The organism is Hymenobacter edaphi (assembly GCF_003258365.1).
In the GTDB taxonomy this organism is placed as follows: domain Bacteria; phylum Bacteroidota; class Bacteroidia; order Cytophagales; family Hymenobacteraceae; genus Solirubrum; species Solirubrum edaphi.
In genome coordinates, this window is the sequence record NZ_QHKM01000013.1 from 44717 (window position 1) to 67983 (window position 23267).

General features: G+C 63.8%; 24 protein-coding genes. 9 read left to right on the forward strand and 15 right to left on the reverse strand.

The genetic code is table 11. The annotated features are described in order from the left end of the window. Positions 1–220: 220 nt before the first annotated feature. The 7 genes from DLM85_RS23200 to DLM85_RS23230 all read right to left on the reverse strand — a co-directional run bounded on the left by DLM85_RS23200 (position 221) and on the right by DLM85_RS23230 (position 6270). Positions 221–418, reverse strand: a complete 198-nt coding sequence (locus DLM85_RS23200) for a hypothetical protein (protein ID WP_111480575.1) — start codon at positions 416–418, stop codon at positions 221–223. Between the two features lie 39 nt (positions 419–457). Then, positions 458–769 (reverse strand): hypothetical protein, encoded by a 312-nt coding sequence (locus DLM85_RS23205; protein WP_111480576.1) that lies wholly within the window; start codon positions 767–769, stop codon positions 458–460. A 38-nt stretch (positions 770–807) separates the two neighbouring features. Further along, entirely contained in the window at positions 808–2148 is a 1341-nt protein-coding gene (locus tag DLM85_RS23210) for a Fic/DOC family protein (RefSeq protein WP_111480577.1), read from the reverse strand. Positions 2149–2239: 91 nt separating this feature from the next. After that, positions 2240–2497 (reverse strand): hypothetical protein, encoded by a 258-nt coding sequence (locus tag DLM85_RS23215; protein WP_111480578.1) that lies wholly within the window; start codon positions 2495–2497, stop codon positions 2240–2242. Positions 2498–2573: 76 nt separating this feature from the next. Then, a complete protein-coding gene (locus tag DLM85_RS23220; RefSeq protein ID WP_165822273.1) occupies positions 2574–4712 on the reverse strand; it encodes a type IV secretory system conjugative DNA transfer family protein in 2139 nt (712 codons plus the stop codon). 39 nt (positions 4713–4751) lie between these two features. Next, on the reverse strand, positions 4752–5777 hold the full coding sequence (locus tag DLM85_RS23225; protein WP_111480580.1) for a DUF5712 family protein: 1026 nt from the start codon (positions 5775–5777) through the stop codon (positions 4752–4754). A gap of 4 nt (positions 5778–5781) precedes the next feature. After that, positions 5782–6270, reverse strand: a complete 489-nt coding sequence (locus DLM85_RS23230; RefSeq protein ID WP_133257223.1) for a hypothetical protein — start codon at positions 6268–6270, stop codon at positions 5782–5784. Positions 6271–6952: 682 nt separating this feature from the next. Here DLM85_RS23230 and DLM85_RS23235 point away from each other — a divergent pair. After that, the gene (locus DLM85_RS23235; protein ID WP_165822274.1) at positions 6953–7681 is read left to right on the forward strand and encodes a ParA family protein; all 729 of its coding nucleotides are present in this window, start codon (positions 6953–6955) and stop codon (positions 7679–7681) included. Positions 7682–8019: 338 nt separating this feature from the next. Next, the gene (locus DLM85_RS25655) at positions 8020–8163 is read left to right on the forward strand and encodes a hypothetical protein (protein ID WP_165822275.1); all 144 of its coding nucleotides are present in this window, start codon (positions 8020–8022) and stop codon (positions 8161–8163) included. Positions 8164–8195: 32 nt separating this feature from the next. Here the strand turns inward: DLM85_RS25655 and DLM85_RS23245 are convergent, their stop codons facing one another. From DLM85_RS23245 to DLM85_RS23280, 8 genes are all read right to left on the reverse strand, one after another. Then, positions 8196–9665, reverse strand: a complete 1470-nt coding sequence (locus DLM85_RS23245) for a Fic family protein (protein WP_111480583.1) — start codon at positions 9663–9665, stop codon at positions 8196–8198. Positions 9666–9847: 182 nt separating this feature from the next. Next, positions 9848–10573, reverse strand: a complete 726-nt coding sequence (locus DLM85_RS23250) for a DUF6088 family protein (protein WP_111480584.1) — start codon at positions 10571–10573, stop codon at positions 9848–9850. 73 nt (positions 10574–10646) lie between these two features. Next, on the reverse strand, positions 10647–10940 hold the full coding sequence (locus tag DLM85_RS23255; RefSeq protein ID WP_133257224.1) for a hypothetical protein: 294 nt from the start codon (positions 10938–10940) through the stop codon (positions 10647–10649). 110 nt (positions 10941–11050) lie between these two features. Next, a complete protein-coding gene (locus tag DLM85_RS23260; RefSeq protein WP_111480586.1) occupies positions 11051–12346 on the reverse strand; it encodes an ArdC family protein in 1296 nt (431 codons plus the stop codon). A 237-nt stretch (positions 12347–12583) separates the two neighbouring features. Then, positions 12584–12844, reverse strand: a complete 261-nt coding sequence (locus DLM85_RS23265) for a hypothetical protein (RefSeq protein WP_133257225.1) — start codon at positions 12842–12844, stop codon at positions 12584–12586. 369 nt (positions 12845–13213) lie between these two features. Next, positions 13214–15493: a toprim domain-containing protein gene (locus tag DLM85_RS23270; protein WP_111480588.1), complete on the reverse strand. Its 2280-nt coding sequence runs from the start codon at positions 15491–15493 to the stop codon at positions 13214–13216. Between the two features lie 100 nt (positions 15494–15593). Continuing rightward, the gene (locus DLM85_RS23275) at positions 15594–15989 is read right to left on the reverse strand and encodes a hypothetical protein (RefSeq protein WP_133257226.1); all 396 of its coding nucleotides are present in this window, start codon (positions 15987–15989) and stop codon (positions 15594–15596) included. A 46-nt stretch (positions 15990–16035) separates the two neighbouring features. Further along, the gene (locus tag DLM85_RS23280) at positions 16036–16452 is read right to left on the reverse strand and encodes a hypothetical protein (protein WP_111480590.1); all 417 of its coding nucleotides are present in this window, start codon (positions 16450–16452) and stop codon (positions 16036–16038) included. A 217-nt stretch (positions 16453–16669) separates the two neighbouring features. Here DLM85_RS23280 and DLM85_RS23285 point away from each other — a divergent pair, with 217 nt between their 5' ends. The 7 genes from DLM85_RS23285 (at position 16670) to DLM85_RS23310 (ending at position 23250) form a co-directional block, all read left to right on the forward strand. Further along, positions 16670–17167, forward strand: coding sequence for a hypothetical protein (locus DLM85_RS23285; RefSeq protein ID WP_111480591.1), 498 nt, complete (start codon positions 16670–16672; stop codon positions 17165–17167). 55 nt (positions 17168–17222) lie between these two features. Further along, positions 17223–17642, forward strand: a complete 420-nt coding sequence (locus DLM85_RS23290; protein ID WP_133257227.1) for a hypothetical protein — start codon at positions 17223–17225, stop codon at positions 17640–17642. 12 nt (positions 17643–17654) lie between these two features. Then, positions 17655–18002 (forward strand): hypothetical protein, encoded by a 348-nt coding sequence (locus DLM85_RS23295; protein WP_111480593.1) that lies wholly within the window; start codon positions 17655–17657, stop codon positions 18000–18002. Continuing rightward, positions 17983–20649, forward strand: a complete 2667-nt coding sequence (locus DLM85_RS23300; protein ID WP_111480594.1) for a VirB4 family type IV secretion system protein — start codon at positions 17983–17985, stop codon at positions 20647–20649. The genes DLM85_RS23295 and DLM85_RS23300 overlap by 20 nt, the downstream gene beginning before the upstream one ends. A 26-nt stretch (positions 20650–20675) precedes the next feature. Further along, positions 20676–21749, forward strand: a complete 1074-nt coding sequence (locus tag DLM85_RS23305) for a hypothetical protein (protein WP_111480595.1) — start codon at positions 20676–20678, stop codon at positions 21747–21749. 12 nt (positions 21750–21761) lie between these two features. Further along, the gene (locus DLM85_RS25215) at positions 21762–22439 is read left to right on the forward strand and encodes a hypothetical protein (protein WP_133257228.1); all 678 of its coding nucleotides are present in this window, start codon (positions 21762–21764) and stop codon (positions 22437–22439) included. Between the two features lie 70 nt (positions 22440–22509). Beyond that, positions 22510–23250, forward strand: coding sequence for a conjugal transfer protein TraK (locus tag DLM85_RS23310; protein WP_111480596.1), 741 nt, complete (start codon positions 22510–22512; stop codon positions 23248–23250). Positions 23251–23267 lie beyond the last annotated feature (17 nt).

Here is a 23267-nt window from a genome sequence, read left to right on the forward strand (position 1 = left end):
ATGTTTTCTTATTTAAGCAAACGCTAAAATACACTTCCACCACCAGGCCCTCAATGAGTACTTGCCTGTCCTTGTATTGACCGGCTCAGGTCATTGAAATATTGACCAGATAGTAACCGGGACAATAACCCACCATGTACCGGGACTCTGCTGGAGATGGGATTAACACTACCCGATTACCATCCGAAAAAGCAAGGGTGTTAAGGGTGTAGTGGGACTGCTAATTAGGCGTTTCAAGTAGCATCCAGGTACGGCGAGTACCACAGGCAGTGCACGCCATCAACAGCTCCGTGGCGTGCGCATAGCGCTCCAGCACCTCCACGTGGGCGTGTAGCGTTTCCTGCCGGCAGGTGGCACAGGGCAGCAACTCAGTCGCCTCCAGCTGTTCCTGCAGGAACTCGAATTCATCGTCCTTCATCGGTGGCAAGGTAGCAATTAGCAGTAGTCGGTTGAAGCCTCACTCATTCTTCGCCTGGTTTTCCCGGGCGGCTAAGGCCGCTTTGGCCTGGGTTACGTTGAAAAGGTACTGCCGGGCCAGCGCGGGATTTTCGCGTTGGGCCCAGGCCCTGGCCCGACGCGCTTCCTCAATTGGCCCTTCGGGCAGGCGCAGGGGCACTGGCGCGGGCCAGTGGCAAGCGCCCTGACGAAAGAATTCTTCGATTGCTGCCAGCAGCGTGAGCGTGCGCTCCGCGTTCCGGGGCCACTGGTCAAGCAATTGCTCCAGCTCCCAGCTGGCCGCTTCGTACTCGGCTTCAATGTACAAGTTCATGGGTCTGGTTTGGAGTTACGTGCGCAGATGCTGGGTGCTTACCGTTCTACGCCTTCCTTCTCCTGGGCCGGGTTTGATGGCGCGAGGTTGCGCTGCGCTTCCTGCAAACTGCGCCCAGCCCCCCGCAGGGCTGCGGCATCGTCGGCCAATGCCGGTATCTTCTCGGCCCTCGACAAGGCCTCCGTGACTGCCTGCAGGTTCGCACCACCCAGGTAAGCAGATTTCTCCACGGCTTTTACTGCCCGCGACAAGGAATCCGCCGGGCCCGGGTAGCCCTGTTCCTCTAAGCCTTCCACCAGCTGCTTAGCCGCCTGCACAAACGCAGTTGTTGCGGAAGGGTGGGACGGGGGAGGCGTTACTGCCGGCACCACATCGACGGCTCGTGCTTGTGCGGGTGGTTGCAGAACGGCCAGTGCGGCCCCAAACCGGGCGGCCTCTCGCTGAGAAACAGGGTCCTGGAAGCGTTTGTCCTGCACCACCTCCTGCACCAGCTGCTGGAGGCCCGCACCATGCTTAGGCAGGCCCTGCTGAGGGTTGCGGTCGATTTCGAGTACTTGCGCAAGCAGCGCGTCCGCTCGTTGCGTGCGCCGGTAGTCCACGCCGGCTACCAATTGCTGCATGGCCGGGGCTGCCGCAACCAGGTCTCGCAGCTGCTCTATCTGCCGCACGGTGGGCGTGGGTCCATCCGTCAGGGGACGAGCCTGGCTGGGGTGCCGGGCTGCTTCGGCTGCTGCTCCGGGCAGGGCCGTGGTGTTGCGGGCAAATAAGTCCCGCAGGGCCTGCAGGTCCCGCTTTTTGTGCGGCGCGCCGTGCAGGCTCACGATGCCCTGGTCGCGGGCGGGATTGAGCTTTTCGTGCTCCCGTTTAAAGTCCACCCGGTAGCCGGCCTGCTGGGCCAGCTCGCTGAACGCGGCCTGCAGGGTGCGGCCGTTACCTTCCCGGAAAGCGTGCACATGGTTGTAGTGGTCGAAGTAGTAGGCCGCCCGCTCGGCAAAGGCTTCGGGCGTAGGCAGGCCCTTGAGGTTATTCTCAAGCTTGAGCTGCTCGCCCAGCGCGTTCAGGCGCTCGTCAATGCGCTCGTAGGGCGCGAAGTGCATGGGCCGCTCGATACCGGGCAGGTCAGCGGCTTTGACGCCCTGGAAACTGCCTTCGCGGCGGGTCTGGCCGGCCCACTCAAATGCGTCCTGAAACAGGTACCGGTGGGTAGCCCGCAGCCGCTCAGCGTCGAAGCGCTCACACTGCGGGCCGCGGCCCGCCGCCAGTTCCGTGAGCCGGCGCAGGGACAGGCGCTTGGTTTCCCGGTCCAGCTCCTCGGCATCGGTAAGGCCGAGCTGGTTGTAGAAAACGCCGGTTTCGGGGTTGGTGAAGCGGTCGGTCATAGGCCTAGCGTACCCGGCGGTTCGTAACCGAAAAACGCGGGAGCAAAACAGCGCGGCGCGGGTAGCCAGGCTGGGGTGTCACGAAAGCGAACTACTTGGCTCCCGCCGCAGCTGGCTGCTGGCTGGCAATGAGCTGGGCGCGGTACTCGTCGTGGCGGGCCCCCACGTAATCAAGGTCGACCAGGCCCTCCACGTACTGTTCGTGCAGCTTGGCCTGCCAGTCCGGCACTTCGTACGGCCCCTGGCTGCGGGTGATGCCCACTGACTGGCTGATGATGAACTGCCGCTGCTCGCGGGTTTGCTCGCGGGGGCCAAACTGGGGGGTAGGATAAGCAGGCGTTTCCATCATGCAAACTACGTAAAAGGGATAAGCGACGGGTATTTATAAAACACCATTCCGGCGGCTAAGGTGCCCCAAACACCCTTTATAGCATGGGTTCATTGTCCGGCATCTGGCCGGGCTTGAGGGTGTTGGCGTACTGCCCGACAATGTTGGCCACATCCTCCCGAATCAGCTCAAAGTTGGCTTGAATAACCGCCTGTAGCGCACTGACCGGCTCCGCGGGGGACTGACTCCCCGCCTGCCGGGCTGCCCGTCGCTGGCTCAGCCAATCCGGGTCCTGCCCCTCCCCTGCCGGTGCCTCGGCCAGCACCGGCGCCGGGCCACCCTCGAACGTGGCCAGCGGGTGCAGCGGGTACGTGCCGGGCGCCGCCTGGCGCTCCACCTTGCCCTGGAAAAAAGGCCGTTCGGTTTCCACGGTCTGGCCGATGAACTCGCCGGTTTCGAGGGTAATGGTATCCTGCAGGCGCACCAGGTTGCGCTCCTGCCAGCTCACGCTCTGGTTGGTGCTGCTGCCCGCGCCCCGGCTGCCGCCGCTCTGGCTGCGGCCCAAACTGGCCGACACCATCTCCCGGTCTTCCTTGCCCACCAGCTCCGAAACAAACTTGGCCGTTTCCAGGGAGTTGACCTTGCCGAAAAACTGGTTGTTGAGGTTGCTCACCATCACCTGCATTTTCTCCCGGCCGTAGGCGTCAATCATCTGGCTCAAATCCTGGGTCATGTAAATCATGGCCACTTTGTTGCTGCGGGCCGTGGCTGGTATCACCTCCAGGTTCGGCACGTAGATGGTCGCGGCCTCGTCGAGAAACACGTAGCTCGGGTGCTTGTGCTGCTGGTTCATCAGCTTCAAGGCCACGGCCACGATGCAGCTGATAACCGGTGAGAAGGTTTCCTTCAGCGTGGGGTCGTTGCCCACCACCAAGACCTTGGGCGCTTGCTTATCATTCAAATCCAGGCTGAACCCCTCCCCTCTCGCCTCGTCGGGCGTGAGCACCCAGGCGATTTCCGGGGAGTTGATGCGCGTGAGCACTATCTGCAGCGAGGCGATGACGCCGGCTACCTGCTTCTCGGCCCGCTGCTTGACAGCCGTTGTGATACTTCGCACCATGTCGCCGCACTCGGGGTCGGTGTCGAGCATGCTCAGCACGTGGGTAAAGTCCGGGTGCAGGGCCGTGTTTACCACGTGGGGCAGGGTGCAAAACGTGGGGAAGTTCTTCTTGTAAAACCAGATGATGGCCGTCAGAAAGGCGTTGGCGCTGGTGTCGAAGAAGTCCATCTTTTTAATGCTCTCCGGGTTCAGGTTGGCCATGATGGCGCGGGCGTACTCGTTGGCGTAGGCTACTACCGGCATCTTGTCGGCCCGCAGCGGGTTCACCCGCTCGCTGCGTTCCAGGTCTTTAAAGTTGATGATGTGCAGCTGCACATGAGCTGGCTCCTCCCCTGCCGCCCGGGCTTTGGCATCAGCCAGCACGAAAGCTTTCTGCGCGGCTTCGGCCAGCACCGGAAACTTAAAGTCATAGATAAGGCCCGCAAACCCCTTCTCGGTGAACTGCTCAATCAGGGGCTCGCCAATGGAATACGACTTGCCCGCTCCCGCCCCGCCCAGCACCAGCGTGCCCCGAAACGGGTTGGGAATGTTAATCCAGCCCCCGTCCGTCGTGGCCAGACTAAACCCGTACTCGGTGAGCTGCTGCCGGCGCTCGGTGCGCAGCCCGAACCGCTCGGTCTTGTGCAGGGCCCGCGCAATGCCGGCTGCCAGGCCCGCGCCCAACGCCAGCAGGGCCGCGGTGGGGTATAGCCAGGCTACCATACCGGCTGAAAACGTGGCCATGGCCAGCAGCAGCACCCCGGTGAGTAGGCCCACCCCGGCGGCGCCCAGCTGAACGCGCCGCAGCTGCAGCTGCGTGGGCTGCCAGCGCCGCTGCCCGGGCCGCGCGGGTGGGGCTTTGAGCAGCACGGCCAGCAGGCCCCCTGCTACCAGAATCCCCGCGCGAATGAGTAAGCCAAAGCGCTGGTAAAACGTGGCCGTGCCCAGCAGCAGGCGGGTGGTAACGGAAGCCCCCAAGCCTGCATTCGGGGCAGCAGGGGTTACGGCCCCGGCCAGGAAGGAGGGGTGAGAAAGTAGGTAATACTCACCGCCGGCCAGCAACGCCAGCAGGAATCCCAGGGCGATGTACAGGCCAGTCAGGCGGTGGCTGCTCGGCTGCCGGGGGGCACTCATCATGCTCATAGTCGGGTTGTTTTAAGCGTGCAGTACTTGGAATTACAATTCGGCCTCCCACTGCCCGCGCCGGCGCTGCTCCCCAATGTCCTGGGTGGCGACGTGCTCCGGCCCGCTGGTAGCTCGCAGGGTCTGCTGCAGGCTGTGCAGGGCCTGGCGTACCCGGTGCCCGGTATTGGGTCGGGCGGGTTCCTCGCGGCCCGTGGCCAGCAAGTGATAGGCATTGTCGAGGGGCCGCCCCTGCCGGGCACGGTCTTCCACCCGTCGCAGCCGGTCGTAGAAAATGCGGTCATAGCCCCGCCCCTGCGCAATGCGCTGCACCCGCTCGGCATCCAGGCGCTGGCTGGGCGCGGCCTGCCGGTTCAGCTGCCCGACCCGTTCGGCAATCCGCGCGTTGCGCTTGGGGTTCGGTGCTGAAATGGCGGGGGCGTCCTTTCGTTTAGGCGCAGGGCCCTGGTACTGAAACTGCCGCTCAAATACGAGCCGGGCCTCCTCCTGCCAGTCGCGCAAACTGAACCGGCTCACGCGCCCGCCGGGGTTGAGCGTGACGCGCTGGCTTCGGTCCCGCGCCGATACGACCACGTGGATGTGGGCCTGCAGGCCGGGCCGAGGCTGCCCGGCCTGGGCCTCCCCTTCTTTCACGGCCGCGTCGGTGCCCCGGTGGGTGCGCTCCTGGTGAATGATGGCGCCCCACACCACGTCATCTTTCCCCACGGCCCCTCCGTCTTTGAGGCGAAACCCTGCTGCATAGGCGGCCATCACCTCCCGGGTAAACGTGCGCAGCTTCTCCTCAGTGCCGCCCCCGATGTGGGCCAGCTCCTGCGGACTGGGGCTGAGCACCAGGGAATAGAACTTGGCCTCATTGGCCCGCAGCCCTTTCACGTTGTTGTCCAGGGCTGCCAGCACGGTATCCCGGTCCAGCGCGTCCAGCTGCCCGTCAAAAAAGCGAGCCTCCAAACCGTTCTTTCGGGCCTCTTGGGTCAGGTAATTCAGGGTCTGCGCGGCGCTGCCCTGGTTATTATAGGCCTTTTTGCCGTGCACATTTGGGTTAATCAGCTTGGCGTGCATCGCGTCAGTTACCGTTTTTGTGCGGTTTATTTAGCGCCTTTATATCCAGAGCTGCCAGCCCGGCCGCCGTCGCTTCGGCAATACGCTCCTGATTTTTCTGCTGAATTTTGTGCAGTACATCCCCCCCTTCCGGAGCTAATAAATTCTCCACTACCCGTAGCGTCTGCTGCTGCACGGCCTGCTGCTGAAGCTGAAAGCGCAGCATTTCTAGCAGTACGCCCCGCTCCTGCTCCTGTAGGTACGAGAACACCCGGTCACCCAGCCGCTTCACCTCGGCCATGATGAGCTGGCCTTCCCGGGCCTGGGCTTCCACCGGGTTCAGGCTCCGCTCGGCGAAGTAGCGGATGGCCGCGTCGGCATACTCCGTGCGGGTCAGCCCTAGCCGGGCGGCCTCCGCGCCCACCAGCCGGTGCGCCGGTCCGCTAACCGTGAGGTGCTTTACGGCTGAGCCAGTCGTGGGCTGAGGGCCTATTTTCTGTTTCTGGTCCGGCATAAGGCGGGTTTTAACTCTTACTTATTCTATGTCAATCTGTTACTGGCTTGGGTTAAGCAATATCAACTCTGTTGATATCCAACTACCATTTAGTCAGCGTGTTAGCGCAGGCAAATGGTAGTCTTCTTGCTAACTACCCTATTAGGGGCATGTTGAGCGCGTGCCCGGTGAGCCGTAAGTGATACCAGGCCTGGCTTTTCCCATCCCCGGTAAGCTGCCTGGGCAAATCGTAATCGGAAAAGTGTTTTTGAATGTGGTTTTGCTTCCCTTATGAAAGACTGCTGACCAGCAAAACGCATCCCCATGCGTTCAGAAGGCAATTCAATGGGAGTGTGAACCATTTTTTATTTCCTGAGAAACAAGTAAAACAGGAAGGTTAAAAACCTAGCATCCTCCCGACAGTACGCCCCGTATGACGCTTTGTTTCTTAGTATTTTAAGAAATAAGTTTCTTGAGAGCTTTTGTTAAATGTTTACTGAGAAAATTGTAAATGATATTTCTCGGAAAATCAGAAACAAGTAACTCTGAAAACAAAGTGACTTGTTTACGAATAAGCTCGGAAACTTATTTTCCAGGAAACAAAAAAACAAGTTTCCGAGTAACTTTGAAAATTGAGAAACAAGCTGCTTTATTTGCAAGCTGCTTGCGCCCGTCGTGGCTTTACCCGTTAGTTCCCTGCTTTATGAAAATCATCTGCGTTGCCAACCAGAAGGGCGGCATTGGTAAGAGTACCCTCATCACCGTGCTGGCCGGTGCCCTCTCGGCCGACTATGGCTACCGCGTGCTCGTGGTCGATGCCGACTCCCAGCAAACCCTGGCCGGGGTGCGCCTCACCAACGACCAGCCCAGCGTGGACCTGGAGCGCGAAGCCGGCACGCTCGCCGAGCCGGCCTTTCCCTACGCGCTGGAATCGGTGGGCATGGGCCAGGTGTACGACCGGCTCGACGAAGTCAGCGACGACTACGACGTGGTGTTCATCGACGTGCCCGGCCGCTCGGATGACACGGCCATGATTGACGTGCTCAGCGGCGCCAACGTGGTGCTCGTGCCCGTGGGGGCCTCCGATGCCGAGCGCCTGGCCACGATTTCCTTTATGCAGCTGCTGCAGGAGATTTCCCGGCTTTCGCGGGAGCAGGGGCTGGACTTCCAGTTCTTCGGCGTGCACTCGCACCGCACCAACCTGAAAGAGGAAAAGGACATGGACGAGTTCACCGACGCGCTGGGCCTGCCGCGCCTGCAGGCTTCGCTGCGCCAGCTCGGCTGCTACAAGCGTCTCTCGACCCGCTACAGCTACCTCAACCCGGCCTACCGGCGGGCGGTGGGGGCCGATGCCTCCGTGGAAGCCGAAGTGCGCGCCCTGTGCGATGAGCTGATTGCCCGCGCCCAACTCACCTCTGAACTCATATCGTAATGGCCAAGATTCAACGCCTGAAAATCTCCACGGACGAAAAGATGTCCATGCTGCGCGGGCAGCCCGGCCACATGCCGGCCGCCCCAACTGCGCCTGAGCCCGCGGCCGCCGCCCCGGTGCCCGTAGCGGCCCCGGAACCAGCAACGGTAGTTGCTCCGCCAGTAGCAGCCGCTCCAGAAGCTGCTGCAGCACCGGTGTTAGCGCCTGCGCCACCCGCCAGACCGCAGCCGGCCGCGGTAGCCGCTGCGCCCAAGAAGGGGAGGGGCCGGCCCCCGAAAGTGCAAGCCCCCGCTCCCGTAGAAGGCAGTTCCTCGGGGCTGCAGCCATCTCTGATTCGCTTGGAAGGAGAAACCCAGCGGGCGGCCCTGGCTTACATCCACGAGGAGCTGATGCACCACAGCCGGCGGGTGTACCTGAAAGAGCTGGTCGACGAGGCGGTCAACTATTACTTGCAGCACGGCCCGCCCGCCAAAGGCAGGTAGGGGAGGGGGGGAGCGCACCGGCAAGCGGCCCGCTACCAGCGCAGCTGCGAGTTCACTTCAGTAAAGGCGTCCTGGGCTTCGAGTTGCTGCTTTACCTCTTCGTAGGTGCCTACCCGCAGGGCGGCGACAAACTGCTGGGCACCGCTTAGCATGCGGATGTACAGGCTCGGGTCCGATTGCCGGCTCAGGCGGCGCAGCGCATCCAGGTAGGCTTCCCGGGCCCGGGTGGTGACGATAATCCGGCACTGGCCGGCGCTGACCAGCTCGGCGTTCATCATCAGGCGGGCCAGGCGGCCGTTGCCGTCGTCGAAGGGGTGCACCTCGCTGATTAAAAACATCATGAACATGGCCCGGGCCAGCGGGTCCGTCAGGCCCTGGCACAGGGCAAAGCCTTCGTGCAGAGTGCCGCGCACCAGCTCGGGCTCCACGAAGTTGGTCAGGCCGGCCTGGTTGGCGTATTCTTTCCACTGGCCGGGCCGCTTGTCGGGCCGCGCCCGCATCAGCTGGCCGTGGCGCCGCTGCAGCAGGGCCAGCAGCTCTTCCGCCGAGCGGGGCACGACGCGCATCTCGGCCGGGTTGCTGCAGAGTTGATACGTGCTCAGCACATCGTGCGAATCAGCGTGCCGTCCGCCCACCGCCTGGCCCGTTTCCACCATCCGGTGCGCCTCGTCGACCTGGAAGACCGTGCCCTCGATGAAATTGGAGAAGTATGCCTCGAAGAACGCCACCGTGTAATACGCCGGGGCCACGGGGGCCGGGTCCACGCGCTCCGGCAGGGCCGTGGTGCGCAGCGCCCCCGCGAGCGTGGTAAACAAGGCCACCCGGCCGGCATCAAAGGGCAGTCCCAGGGCCCGGGCCCGCGCCACCGGCGAGGAAAGCACCTTAATCGAGTGGGTGGTGAGCAGCGCGCCCACAATGCGCTGCAGCGCGGCCAGCTCATCGGGCCAGTTCAGGGCCGTGGCCACGTCGCGGGCCTGGTCGCGCAGGGCATTTAGGCCCGCTTCCCCCCGCACGCGCAGCACCATCTCCAGCCGCTCTTCCACGGTCTCGATGGGCAGGGCCTTGCTGACGCCCCCCTTGCGGACGCGGGCCGGCTGCAGGTTTTCCAGCAGCCCCCGGGCCTCCGATGCGAAAAGGATGTCGCCCCCCCCAAAGGGAGCATCGCCGGGCTGGGGCCCGGGCCCTTCGAGCAGGTGCACCGTCAGGCCGGGCAACTCAACGTTGCGCGTGTATTTGTACGTCAGAAACAAGTGCCCATCGCCCGTGGGCTGGCCTTCGAGCTGGGAGCGGTGGCTGATAATGGCCCCTGGGAAAAGATGCTGGATAATGGGCAGCCAGTTCTTGCGCACTAACACGGCCGGGGGCGTTGTCAAATCCGGCGAGTAGATACGCGGCGCTACTTCGCGTAGCTCCTCCCGCTGGCGCGCCTGCCGAATCCGGCGGTTTAGCGCCGGGTCGGACGTGCCAAACACCAGCAACGGCCACTGTACATTTTTTTCCATTAAGAGGCCGCCGCAGGCTGATGGCGTTAATTATTTACTGTTAAAGCGACAATTTCGGCTTTTATTTTCGATTAACGGCAGTTTGGCACGGTAAAATAGCATAGGCGTATTCAATTCTTAAGCCTGTTTGCAGGCACTGGCATGCGTCGGCCCCTTCTATGCCCTTGAGTGCCGGCCAGGATTTATCGGATGTTCCATGCGGCGCAGTTGGGCAGGGCGGCGGCGCTGAGGCCGAGCCGGTAAGTGGTCAGGGGGTTGAGCGTGGCCCGCAGCCGGGCGGCGCCTTTTTGGTCAGCCTGTTGCTCCAGCACGGCCCCCAGCACGGCGCGGGCACGGGGCGGGGCTTGGCCAAGGGCCAGTTCCACGAGGCGGCTGCGCCGGGCAGGGGAGAGGCCTTTGATAAAGCGCTGCACCCGGGAGAGCACCTCGTCGGGCCGGGCGTCAGGAATGCGGCGCAGGTCGCGCAGCACCTCCAGCCACTGCAGCAGCGGCACATCGCTGGCCTGCTCCGGGGCCGGGCGCACCACGAACCCCATGCGCGGGGACCTGGTGCGGCGCGGCTTGGGAGTGGTAACCTGGAGCTGAGCGGGCACCTGGGTGGTTAGGCCCAGTTGGTTGTAGAGCGCGACGCCGGTGGGATAGGCTGCCACTTTGCCTGCTGGGGCCGTCAGCGTGCGCATCACGGCGCCCTCAGAAGGCTTTAGCGTGCCAAAGCGTCCCGTTTGCGGCCGGTAGTACTGCCCTTTGGCGTAGCGGGCCAGCAGTCCTTCCCGGCTCAGCCGGCTCAGGGCCGCGGCGACGGCACCGAACTGCGCCGGCTCTGTCACCAGGTCGGCATAGGTCAGCAGCTCGCCCGGCGGGTAAGCCAGCACCTGCTGGCGGACGCGCTGCATAATGGACTCGGACATGGGTAACGCGGGAAGTGGCGGGGCAGAAGTACGAAACGATGTCAAGTTTTTACATGTAAAAACTTGACATCGTTTAACCGGCCGGTGTTCCTTTCGAGGGTGGCTGAGTGGCCCCTTGCACTTCGGCCAGCACCACGGCGATAATGTCGTGCACGGGCTCGTCGAGCAGGTCGGCCACGCGCAGCAGCTCGGCAATGGTGAGGGTAGAGGGGTCAGCCTCGCGCTGCTTAATGGTGCGGTAGGTCATGCGCAGGTGCTCCATCAGCTCGCGCTCGGTGAAGGTGAAGCGGCCGTGGCGCAGCAAGTCGGTAAAGCGGCGCGGCGCCCTGGTGGCGTCATCGGGGGACAGTGGGGGAGGGGAAGGCATAGGCAGCAAGAGAGTAAAGCAGTAAGTCGGGGGCTGCGGGACGATACCCCACCGCCCCCGGCCCCGCCCGGAACCGGACGAGGCGACAAGGTCAAGGTCAAGGTCAAGCGCTACTCCGGCACCTGCTCGAAGGCAGCGAAGTGCGGGTTCTGCTTCGCCTCCTCGGCCAAGGTGCGTTCCTCCCACTCCGTTATCTGCCGCATGATGTTGGTCAACCAGCGGCCCAGGCGGGCGGGGTCGGTTTCGGCCAGAATCCGGCCCGTGGCCGTGCGGCGCTGCTCCTCGGTAAAAGCGGGATGTTCCAGCAGGCGGGTCAGCTCAATGCGCTGCGTGGCAATGACGACCGTGGTCAGCGAAGGCAGGGTTTCCTGCCCCAATACCACCGGCGGCAGCGTGGGCAGCGCCGGGCGGGGCGACAAGGCGCCAGCCTCCACCCGGGGCGCTGGCTGCGCTTCCTCGCTGGCCACGACCTCCGCCGCGGCGGCGGGAGGCGTGCGCATGGGGTCGGGCTCGGTTTCGTCGGGGGTTGCGTTGCCGAGAATCAGCTCGGCGGCCCGCTGGGCGCGGCTGGCGGCCTGCACCACCAGCTTCTTATCCCCGCGCAGCTGCTCCAGCCAAAACTGCAGGTAAGCCGCGGTATTTTCCAGCGTCGCGCTGGGGTCCAGCCCCGCGTGACCACACAGAAAGGCGGCACCCATCTCGGCCGTTAGCTCCTCGCGGGCGTAGCTAGCGCGGCCGCTCGGGCGCAGGGCTTCGGCCAGGTCGGGGCGGTCCAGGCGGCTGGGGTGGCCGGTGGCGTGGGTCAGCTCGTGAAACAGGGTCGAATAGTAGGCTTCGCCGCTAACGAAGGTTTCCGGACGGGGTACGCTCACGAAGTCGGGACCGGGGGCGTAGTAGGCCTGGGCGCCGCCGTGCTCGATGCGGGGGCAACTCGCCCAGTTGGCGACCAGGGCTTCGGCCGCGGCCAGGGGCTCGTGGGCGCGGTCCCGGGGCTGCTCGGGCAGGACGATGTCCACGCCTTCCACGTCATCGATGGAAAAGACGGTGTAGTACTTGATAAAGGGCGTTTTCTCTTCCTCACCGGTTTGCTTGTCGGTGCGGGTCGTGACATTGTAGTAAATCACGGGCATGCCTTTGGCGCCCTTGCGGATGTTGCCGCCCAGCTCCCGGGCCTGCCGGAAGGTGAGAAAGAACGGCGTGCCGCCCACCAGGTGCAGCAGAAAGGCGTTGATGCCGGTATAGGCCCGCCCGCTGACGTAATTGCGGGGCAGCCCGTAGGCGGCATGCCAGGGCTTGCGCCAGGCAATCTGACCGGATTCGAGAGCGGCAATGACGCGGTCCGTCACAATCTGGTACACGTCGGGGCGGGTAGTTTTTTCGGCGGTGGGGCGGGCTTGCTTTTTCATCGCTAAGTAAGGTCTAAGTGACTGTTTCTAAAACCGTTTCCTTACTTATTAAACGCAAAACAAGGGCTTATTGTTGCTTTTATGACAACAATTTTCCATTTATTTGCAGTCGCCAAACCATTTTTTCCCCACTGCCCCTGTCCCTGGATTTAGGCTGCTGTTCCGCTGTTAGAATGAAAAACAGAAGTGCCCGACAGGAACGGGCTGTCGGGCACTTCTGCTTGTTGGAGACCCGACTTATTCGGACCTACCGAGTTCCTGCTTCAGGCATTTGAGCAGGCTCTCCCGGGAGGCTTCGCCAATCTGTAACTGGCCTACCCCATCGTAGAGGTAGAAAAACACGGGGTCGGCTTTGCTGACTGCCAGCAGCCAGGATTCATCGGGCAGGTGGGGCGGCAGCTGCAGCAAGGGCGTGTACGTGTCGCGAATGAGTTCTAAAAGTATCCCCTTCATGTCGGGGCAAAAACCAGAAAAATGCCGGTGGCCGGTAAATAGCATAGCGGGGTAATGGCGTGGAAAAGAATGCAACGAGGGTTCCGGGACGGCCGCAAAAGCGGCGTCCGGGAAATGACAGCCCGACCCGTCGGCTACAGGCAAGCCGCGGGCAACCGCAGCAGCTGCGGGGGGTGTTTACCAGAAGGTTGGATTAGCTTCGATGCGGACCCACGAACAGGGCCGGGCGCTCGGAAATCGGCAGCGGCCGTCGAGCAGCGGGTGCCAGGGTCCGGCTTGCTCGCGGCAGCACGGACGGCGCATAAAAAGATGTAAACCCTGTATTCGTCTGCATGGGGAGCAGCTTGCTATGCCCGCAAAACTAAAGAATCAGACCATATTTTCGGGGAATTTCCTAGGCTAGCCGACTACCTGCTACCGCTCGGGCCCGGCAGCGCGCTCGGTTAGGGCATTGGCCCCTATGCCGCTAGGCGCCAGACGGTGGCGCTCGGCCCGGTCGCCGGAATGTTCGTGCAGCTGCACGCCGGGCTGGCGGGCCACGTCGTCGAGGGCGGCACTGGCCCGGGCCAGGTTGGGCTGGTCGAGCCGGTAACTCACTTCAATCTCGCTGTGGCGCTGGTGCGTGGCCGGGTCGGTGGCCGAGCGCAGCGAGCCGGTATTCAGGCCGCCTTCGCGCAGCTGCTCGGCCACGGCTTCGGCCCGGCCGGAAGCACCCGCCCGGGGCTCGGGCTCGTCAATGCGGACGATGGCTGTTTTGCTAACTGACTGCTCCGGGGGCAGGGCGGCCAGCTGGCGGCGCTCGGCCTGCTCGGCGGCGTCTTCCCGCAGCGTTACCAGCGGGGACTTGTCGAGTGCATCCAGCGTCTGGCTCAGCTGACGCAGGCCGCCGGGGGTGGCATGGGGCTGGTAGCGCACGTCGAGCTCGCTGCGGAGCTGGCCACTGGTGGGGTCTGCTTCCGCCCGCAGCTCCACCTGCGCGCCGGCCTTGCGCAGTAGCTCGCGCATCTGCTGGGCCTGGCTGGGGGTAGCCTCGTCCGCCGGGGTAGGTTCAGTCACCGTGAGCTGGACCGCGCGCTGCAGCGCCGGGTCGCCGCCGGCCGCGGCTACGGCCATCGTTGCGACCTGGCGCTGCTGCTCAGCCTCGCGGCGCTGAACTTCCGGGGAGCTGGCTTCCTGCTCCCGCCCGGCTTCGCGCTGCTGCGCCTGCTGGCGCTGCTCTTGTTCCTGGCGGGCGCGTTCCTGGCGCTGCTGCTCCTTGGCCAGCTCGTCGGCGCGGGCCTGCTGGGCGACCTGCTCGCGGTTGAGGCCCTGGCTGAGCAGCTCCAGGTCGCGGTTGAAATCCTTGCTGATGGCGTACTCGGTTCGAATGAAGTTCTCGGGCTGGCGCCCGGGCTCGTGCGGCTGCCGCTCCAGCTGCCCGCGCTGCGTTTCGCGCTGGGCGTGGAGCGTGCGGGCCAGCTCTTCGAGGGCCTGGCTGTCGGCATTGGGTACGACCAGGCGCACCACGGTCTGCTGCCGGGTGGCCCGCTGCACCTCCAGCGCCATGGCTTCATCCGCCGAAGGCCTTAATTGCTGCACCTGGGCGATGAGTTGGGTCAGGTGTTCGGTGCCCTCGGCGCGGGTGGCGTGGTGAAACTCGACGCGCAGGGCTGTGTGGTACTTGCCGGCGGCTGTCGCGTGCCACTCTACCGGGCGCGGCGCCTCGTCATAAGCGACCTGGCCGTCGGCCACCTCGCGGGCGCGGCGCGGGGCCTGCAGCTCGTTGAGGTAATTGATGTTGAAGCGCCGGCCAGCCGCGTCGTTGTCGTTGGCCAGCACCACTTCCTGGGGCTCCTGCTTGTCGATAAGCTTTTGAATCAGCTCCACCTGCCGCTCGGTGACGGTGCCGCTGGTAGCCACGTAGAGCGTGTTGGGCTGCCCTTCGGCGCCGCGGTGGTGCAGCTGGTGGTAGCTCATGGCGTCGACCGGACTTTCCGACACGACCAGGCGCTGCACCGGCGTATCCTTGCCCTCTGTTGGGTGCGATACCCATACCCCGGTCTTAGGCAGCTGCAGCAGGTGTTTATAGTCGTCGTTGCGCTGTTCCACGGTGGCAATGCCGTGCTCGTTGTAGAGCGGAAAGGCCGTGTTGCGGAAGTTACCCTGCTGGCTGGTGAACACCCGCCCCTGAAAAGCCGGGCTGTCAATGGTTTCATCCGAGAGGTGGCGGTGGTGCAGGTAGCTGCGGTCCGTCAGCGCGGCGTGGGTGCCCATCACGGCGGCGACGAGCCGGGCCCGGCGCTCGGCCTCGGTTTCCACCTCCGCCGGCTCGCTGGGCCTGGGCGCGTAGGCCGTAGAGGGGGGCAGTGGGGGAGAGGTGGCCGCCTGCATTCCCTGCTCCGGCTCGCCCAGGTACTGGCGCAGGGTCTGGCGCACCTGGCCTAGCGTCTGATTTTCGCGGGTTTTTACGAAGTCGATGATGGAGCCCGCATCCCGGTCGTCGCCGGGGTTCAGGTACACCTGGTGGTCGCCTTTGCGGGAAACGATGAGCATCTCGCCGTCCTTTTCCAGCTGGTGCCAGTGGCCACGGGGGCCGGCTTTTTTCACGTCGTAGCCGTGGCGCCGAGTGGCGTAGTCTACCAGGTCAATGGATTGCTTGAAGCGGTCGAGCTCCTGGGGGTTGTTTTCGCGCGGAGTAGGAGAGGCTGCGGGCATAAGAGTGATAGGAAAGGGTACAGAAACGGGTACAGACCAGCCGCACCGCCGGCATCCGGGGTGGGGAGTACATCCTGAAGGCAGTAGGGAAGAAGAGGCGCTAGCTCACCAGCTGCTCGTGGGCGGCCAGCTGCTCGCGCAGGGTAGCCAGCAGCGCGGCGTCGGAAAAGAGATAGTGCTCGCAGAGCTGGCCACCTACCGGCAGGCGCACCAGCTCCGTCTCAAAGCCGAACACCCGCAGGTGTTTCTGTACGAGGCGGTATTCCTCGCGCTGCAGGCTGCCCGTTTTCAGGCCGACGCTGGTGGTGTAGGGAAAGCCAAAGGCATTGCAGGTGGCGCGCAGGCCCCCGTGGGGCAGGCTGCGCAGGCGCAGCTGCACGTAGCGCCGGGCTTCGTCGTAGGGGATGGCCAGGGCCGGGTCGGGCAGCAGGCGGGCCAGGGAGGCCGCCACAGGCGCGGGTTTCGCCTTGGGGCGGGAAGCAACGGTAGCAGGCATAGCAAAAAGGGCAACGTGGGAGCGAAAAGGCTCCGGGGCCTTTCCGCTAGTTAGGGGGTGAAGGTGGAGACGCCGGGGCGTCGAAAGGTGGGTTGTCGAACAGGTTGAGCTCGGCCTTGAACCGGGTCAGGCTCTCGGGCGAGGTGAACAGGAAAAAGTGGCGGCGTGACTGGTGCACGATGATGCGCAGCAGCTCGGTGGGGAACTGGAAGTGGGCCATCAGGCGCTGCAGCAGCACGGCCTGGGTTTCCTCCTCCAGCTTCTTGATTTCAATCAGCCGGGCGTAGTTGAACTTGTGCTGCTGGGCCCAGGGCTTAAGCTGCCCGTGCAGCAGCGTGTTGAGGCGGTGGCGGATATAGCGCAGAACAGTGGCATAGGAAACAATAAGCGCGGGGTCGGGAAACCCCGCGTTGACCGGCTCGATGGGGGGGGCAGCCGGGGGAGTGGGTACAGAGGTGGTCATGCAGCAGCAATAAGGGGCGTGCAAGGTAACAAACCAGCCGGCCGCGTGCACTACCCGAATGCTGTCGGTACATGGCTACGCCGGGCTTACCATCTAGTGACCCCAAAGCTTCGGCATAGCTGCTTCAAAACTTCTGCAAAACCAGAACTTATACGGAAGTGCTCCGTATAGTTGCCGCAATTGCTCATAAAAAACTTCGGCCTTTCGCTTGAAATCGATGCTGTGGTTGCTGCTTTTGCTGCTGGTGGCGGCGCTGGGGGTACTCTGGTGGCGCTTCGCCATGCCGGCCAGTGCCGGGGCCGCCGTGGTTCCGCCGCCCCTGGAGGGCAACCATCCCTCGCTGCGCACCCGGCACTACCGGCTGGCCGATTTCCATCCAGCGCCCCTGGTAGTGCCAGAGGTGGCGCCTAGTACCAATGAGGAGGTGACGCCACCAGAGCCCGCTGAAACCCTGCCTCCCACGGCCGAAGCGGCGGCAGGAGCGGCGCCCACGCCAGCGGCTGTACCGGACGAGAGTGAGGCCATACCCGCCCCTGCAGACGCCGGCCGCTTACCGGAGGGCGCCCTGCACAACTACCTCTCGGCACCGGCGCCCACGGCCACGGACGAGCACAACCGTGGCGTGGAGCTCACCGCCGCCCAGCGCCGCGCCAAGATGCGCGAGCTGATGAGCACGGCCCTGGAAAACCGCCGCGCTGCCCCGGCCACTGCCTGAGGCCCTCACCCCTGCTTTTCACCTTTTCCCAATCCTTCCACCTATTTCCTTTTCCATGCAAACTCCCTTGCTCACGCGCCTGCACCAGGGCGCTGCCCAGGTTGCTGCCGGAGGCTTCCGCCTGCTGGCAGCTGGCCAAACCTACCACCCTTCCCGTGCGGAACGCCTGGCCATGGCCCTGCTGCTGGCCACGTCCCCGGCCCTGGTATTCGGCCAGGCCGGCGCCGGCGGCCGCGCCGTGGGCGCCCTGCGCAGCGTGCAGACCATTGTCATCAGCATCGTGCAGGTGCTCTTCATCATCGTGCTGGCCATCGGCCTGGTGCGCGTCGTGCAGAAGTTTATCAGCGGCGCTCCCGATGCGCTCGGGGCCCTGGGCTGGCTCATGGGCGGCGTCATCCTCTGGTTCGGCTTCAACTACTTCAAGGAAGACCTGGCCAGCGCCATGGGCGGCGGTGAAGGCGGGGTTACGCCCTAAGCAAGCCGGCCCATGCGTTCCTACAAAAGCATCGAGCGCCCCGCCCAGGTGCTGGGCATGAACCTGCCGGACCTGGGGCTGGTGGTGGGCCTGTTTCTGGCCGCCGTGCTGGCCATCGGCGTCGCGGGCCTGGTGGTTACCGTGCCACGCTTTCTCTACCTGCTGATTCTGGTCGTGCTCGTGGTGCTGCTCTACGCCCTGCGCTACCTGGCCAAGCACCGGCCCCCGGGCTTTCTGCTCAGCTGGCTTTCCTTCCACCGGCGGCAGCCGCGCCGCATCGCCCTGGGCCGCGCCCGGTCCGGGCCTTCGGCGAGCGGCCCCGCCGCTATTCCCACCCCGCATGAACATGTTTCCCACTAAGGCCGCTGACCGCACCGCGGCCCGCACCGCTGATTTTGCGGACCTGCACCCGGCCTACGCCTTCCAGGACGACAAGGTCATCTATCGGGATGGCCGCGTGGGCGTCGGCTTCGTGCTCGAATGCCCCGAAATGGAGAGCTGGCAGGCCGAAGAGTTTGCCAACTTACAGTCGGCCCTGCTCGGCGCGCTGCGCACCCTGCCCGTGGGCACGGTGGTGCAAAAAACTGACATCTACTACGACCGGCCCTTTCAGAATACCGGCGGCGACGCCCGTCCCGGCTACTTTGAGGGCAAGATGAATGCCCACTTCGCCGAGCGGTTGGTGCTCTTCCACCGGGCGTACCTGTTCATTTCCTTCGCCCCCTCGGACGAAGCCAAGCCCGTAAGGCCGAATGCCCTGAGCGCCCTGGTGAACCGCGCCGGCGAGAAGCTGGCCAAGAACCCGTTTGCCGGCGTCGTGCAAACCCTGGACACGGCCGAGCGCATCGCCACCGAGCTGCTGCAAAGCCTGCGCGGCCTCGGGGGCCTGGACTACCGCCGACTCAATCAAGCCCAGTTGCCGCAGGTCTTCACCCAGTACTTCAACTTGGAGTTCGACCAGCAGCCCGCCGGGCTGACCCGCGAAATCACCAACGTGCCGGGCGCCTTCACCGTGGGCGAAAACCGCGTGAGCATCGTCTCGCTGGTGGGGCAGGGGAGTGTGGCCCACCCCGCCGTCCGCAACGGCTACGGGGTCACCTCGCCCATGCTCTACCCGCTGACGGCGTTTCTCTCCTGCCCCCACGTGCTGACCCAGGCGCTACTGATTCAGGACTCCCGCGCCGAGCTAAAAAGCCTCGACAACGACAAGAAAATTAACAACTCGCTTTCCTTTCTGGCCACGCAGGACAACCACCTGCGGGCGGCCGAGATTGACGAGTTCACCGCCGAGGTCCGCTCGGGCAGCAAGCAGGTCGTGGGCCTGCACCTTTCAGTGCTGCTCTGGGACGTCGACGACCAGGCCCGGCGCGAGCACGTGGAAAAGACCACAGCGGCCTTCCGGTCCATCTTCGGGGCCGAAGCTGTGGTGGAAAGCTACCTGACTTTGCCGCTGTTTTTCGGCCTGGCGCCCGGCAACGCCTACCAGGTACCGGACCGCTGGCTGACCACCTCGGCCGACCGCGCGGCCTGCTATTTCCACTGGACCACGACGTACCGGCCCGAGCCCACGGGCGAGTACCTGTGCGACCGGTTCCGCAACCTGGTCAAGGTAAACCTGTTCAACACCGACCTCGACAACCAGAACGCCCTGGTTATCGGCCCCTCGGGCTCGGGAAAGAGCTACACCTTCGGCAACTTCATCGTGCAGCGCTACGAGCGCGGCGCCCGCCAGATTATCATCGACATCGGCGGCACTTACCGCAACGTGTTCCAGAGCCTGACGGGGCCGGACTTCGAGAACACCTACTTCGAGTACGACCCGCAAAACCCGATTGAGTTCAACCCCTTCCTGCTCCCACGCGAAGGGGAAAACGGCCCCTGGCACTACTCCGACGAGAAGCTTAACTTCCACCTGGCCCTGCTGGCCGCCCTGTGGAAGGGCGGCAAGGACCGGGCCCTAAGCAAGAGTGAGCGCACCATCCTTTCGCGCTTTCTCACGGGCTACTACCACGATTTGAACCAGCACGAGCGGCTGGGCCAATCGGACGAGGAGTTTCCCGGAATGGAAAGCTTTTATAAGTACGTGCAGCGCTTCGACCAGTGGATGCGGGCCGAAACGCCTGCGCCCGGGGAGGGCGACGCCACGGATGAAAGCATCGCGGTGCTGGCTCTGCAGCGGGCCCAGTACCAGACCGACATGAAGTACATCGACATGCACGAGTTCTTCCTCGTGCTGGGCGAGTTCGTGTCGGGCGGCCGCTACGCCAAGGTGCTCAACTCCACCCGTGAGGCCCAGCTGAGCCAGTACCCGCTTATCTGTTTTGACCTGGCACGGGTGAAAACCGACCCCACGCTGTATCCCGTGGTGGCCATGCTCATCACCGAGCTGAGCCTGGACCTGTTCCGGCAGTTTCCCGATGCCGTGAAGTACATCGCCCTGGACGAGGCCTGGGCGCTGCTCTCGGGCGTGCTCGAGGAGTTCATCGTCTCGATGTACCGCACCATCCGCAAAACCAACGGCAGCATCACCATCATTACCCAGGGCATCCAGGAAATTATTGACTCGCCCATCGGCTACACGCTGATTGACAACTCCTCCACCAAAATCATCCTGCGCCACTCCAACGAGGCTTCGCTCAACCGCCTGCAGGCGCCGCTGGGCCTCACGGGCCACGAGATGGACTTGATTCGCTCGGTGCGCTCCACCGACTCGTTCCGGGAGTTCTTCATCAAGCAGGGCGCTCAGGCCAAGGTGTACGCGCTGGAAGCCTCGCCCCAGCTCGATGCGGTGCTCACCTCGCGGCCTGCCGAGCGCAACTACCTCAACCAACTCGTGCGCCACTACCAGCGGCAGCGGCCGGTGGAGGTGCGCGACGCGCTGGGCAACCTGGTGCGGGACGCCGACGGACGGCCAACCTACACCACCGTCACCGAGCAGCGGCTGGACTTTGCGGTCGACCAGTTTGTGGAAGAAAAGCGCAAGCGCAAGGGGGCGCTGTCGGCATGAGTGGGCCACTTTTCCTGCTCGTCGGCATGGACCTCGACACCGACTTTATCACGGCCGCGGACGGGGCGCTGCGCAAGGTGCTGCAGGCCTGCCAGCTCTACCTGATTCCGCCCTTTCTCTCGGTGGCGCTGCTCTACACTGTGGGACGCGGCTACCTGCAGGGCGGGCAGCTGCGCATGGACTTCTCGCCCCTGCTCAAAGCCTTGTTCGTGTACTTCATCCTGTTCTTCTACCGGGACTTCATGGATTTGATTGGCGGGGCTATCGGCGGGTTTTCCAGCCTGGTGGCGCCGGATGAGCCGGGCTTTATCGCGCAGTCCTTGCGAAGCCTGACCAATCCGGCCGGCTCGCCGGCTATTCAACCAGACCAGGCTACCAATACCGCGGGGTTTGTGAACGAGCAGATAAGCAACATCTCCTCCACCTTCGACAAGCTCACCCGGTTCTCTCTTATCAACCTGCTCACCGAGCTATTCACCACCAGTACCGTGGCGCTGATTCGGCAGCTGCTGGTCATGATTCGCCAGTACATCGTCGCCTTTTTGTACGTGGGCGGCCCGATTGCTATCTGCCTTTCGGCCTTGCCGCCCTTCGCACAGCTCGGTAAGCAGTGGCTGCAGAATTTCATGGCCGTGCAGTTCTGGTCCCTGACCTACTCGCTGCTCGACACCATTTATGCGAACTATGCGGCCACCCGCCCGGGCACTGGTAATGTGCTCATGCCCACAGGCCTGACGCCAAGTGCTTACGCCGATGATTTAACCTACCTGATTAACTCTATTGGTTTCGTCATCCTCTACTGCATGGTGCCCTGGCTGACGAGCTTCCTTATCGGCTCCTCCGCGGTGCAGGGCTTCGTGGGCATGTTCACCGGGGCCGTAGCCGGAGCTGCTGGGGCTGTTAGCGGGGTAGTATTCCCTGGCGCTTACGGCGGTGGGGCAAGCGGCGCACTCGGTCGCAAAATGGGCTTCGGACCAGACAAATCGGGTGGAGGCAGTTCCGGTGGTTCCTCGGCCAGCGCCTCAGCGCCATCCGCCTCGTCAGAGTTGCCCACTATGTCCTTAGCCGATTCGGGCGCGCCAACGCGCCGTCGGCGTTAACCCTTACTTCCAATGAAATACCTTCTCATCAGCATGCTGAGCGCCTCGGCGTTTCTTACAGCTTGCAAAAACGATAATGAAGCCGCGGCCGACGCCCTACAGCAAGTAGCCCAGGCAGCGGCTAATTCCCCGGAAGCGAAAGCGCGGCAGGCAGCCTGGAAGCTTGCCACAACGCGCCCACCAGCACTACCTATTGGCTCACCCGCTAATCTTCGTCCAGCAGTCGAGCAGCTACTACCTAAAGAGGGCTACCTGAAGCTGATATCAGTCAAGCAAACCGGAGCCGCACAACCCGGAATTATGGCGCTGCCGGTTCTGTGGCGCCATGTAAAAGCTGATTACCCGACCGTAGCCCCTGGCTACCGCCTGCCATTCGAGGCAGTATTGGAATGGCGCCCAACGGGCTATGCCAAGGGAGAAAAGGTCCCCGCCGTCCTTGCCTTGCGCACCCCTGAAGCGCCTGATACGCTGGGCACCTTCGCCCTCCTGGAGCCTGGAGCCACGATTCCCGGGCAATCACAGCAGACTCCAACACTTGTGAAGCCCGGCCAGGGAGTGACTGTTCGGGGAGTCCTGTACGCCTATGCGACGACCCCAAATGCTGGCCAGCAGCCAAGTCTAATTCTCTATCCCTACCAAAACCCACTAGGGCTGCCTGACCCGCGCAAAATGGTCTACCTGCCCCTCTAAGCGTGGGCAGTGGGGCAAAAAGCCCTGGGTGGCTCAGTCCCCTTCATCATCCACCTTCTTCGACTTACCCATGAACTCTGTCCAAGACCTGAACAAGACGTTTATCACCATGCGCACGATGGCGCTGTCCGCCCTGGCCCTGCTGGGGGTGGTGACAGTGGCCTCCGGTGCGCTGCTCTACCGCGCCTACGAGTCCACCGGCCAGCGCGTGTACGTGGTGAGTGACACCGGCTCCTTCTCGGCCCAGATTGGCCGCGGCGCGGGGCACACGCCCTTCGAGGCCCGCAACCTGGTCAAGACCTTCCTGCTGACCATGTTCGGCCACGACCAGTACTCCTTCAAGCACAACCTCGATGCGGGCCTGCCCCTGATTGAAGAGCGCGGCGGGCGTTTTCTGTTTGAGAGCTTCCAGCGCGGGCAGGTGCTGCAGAACTACATCCGCTACGGCGCCCGCCAGGCGGTGACGGTGGACAGTATCCACCTGGATATGAACCGCCGGCCCATCACCGGCCGCGCCTACATCAAGCAGACGGTGTTCATCGGCGACCAGCAAAGCCAGAGCAAGCCCCTGGGCGCCAAGTTTGCCCTCGTCGAAACCGACCGCTCGGATGCCAACCCCTTCGGGCTGCTCATTACCGACTTCGACTTCATCGCCTACAACCCGCCTGTCTCGCAGGAAGAGAAAGACCAGCTGCGCGACCAGGAGCAGGCCCGGCAGCGCAAGCTGCGCGAAGAAGCCGAAGCCGCCGGCGTGCCCCTGCCGCAACCCGCCCCCACGACGCCTGCCCCCGCCGCTCAACCTGCCCAGTAAGCTACCTCTATCCCCTT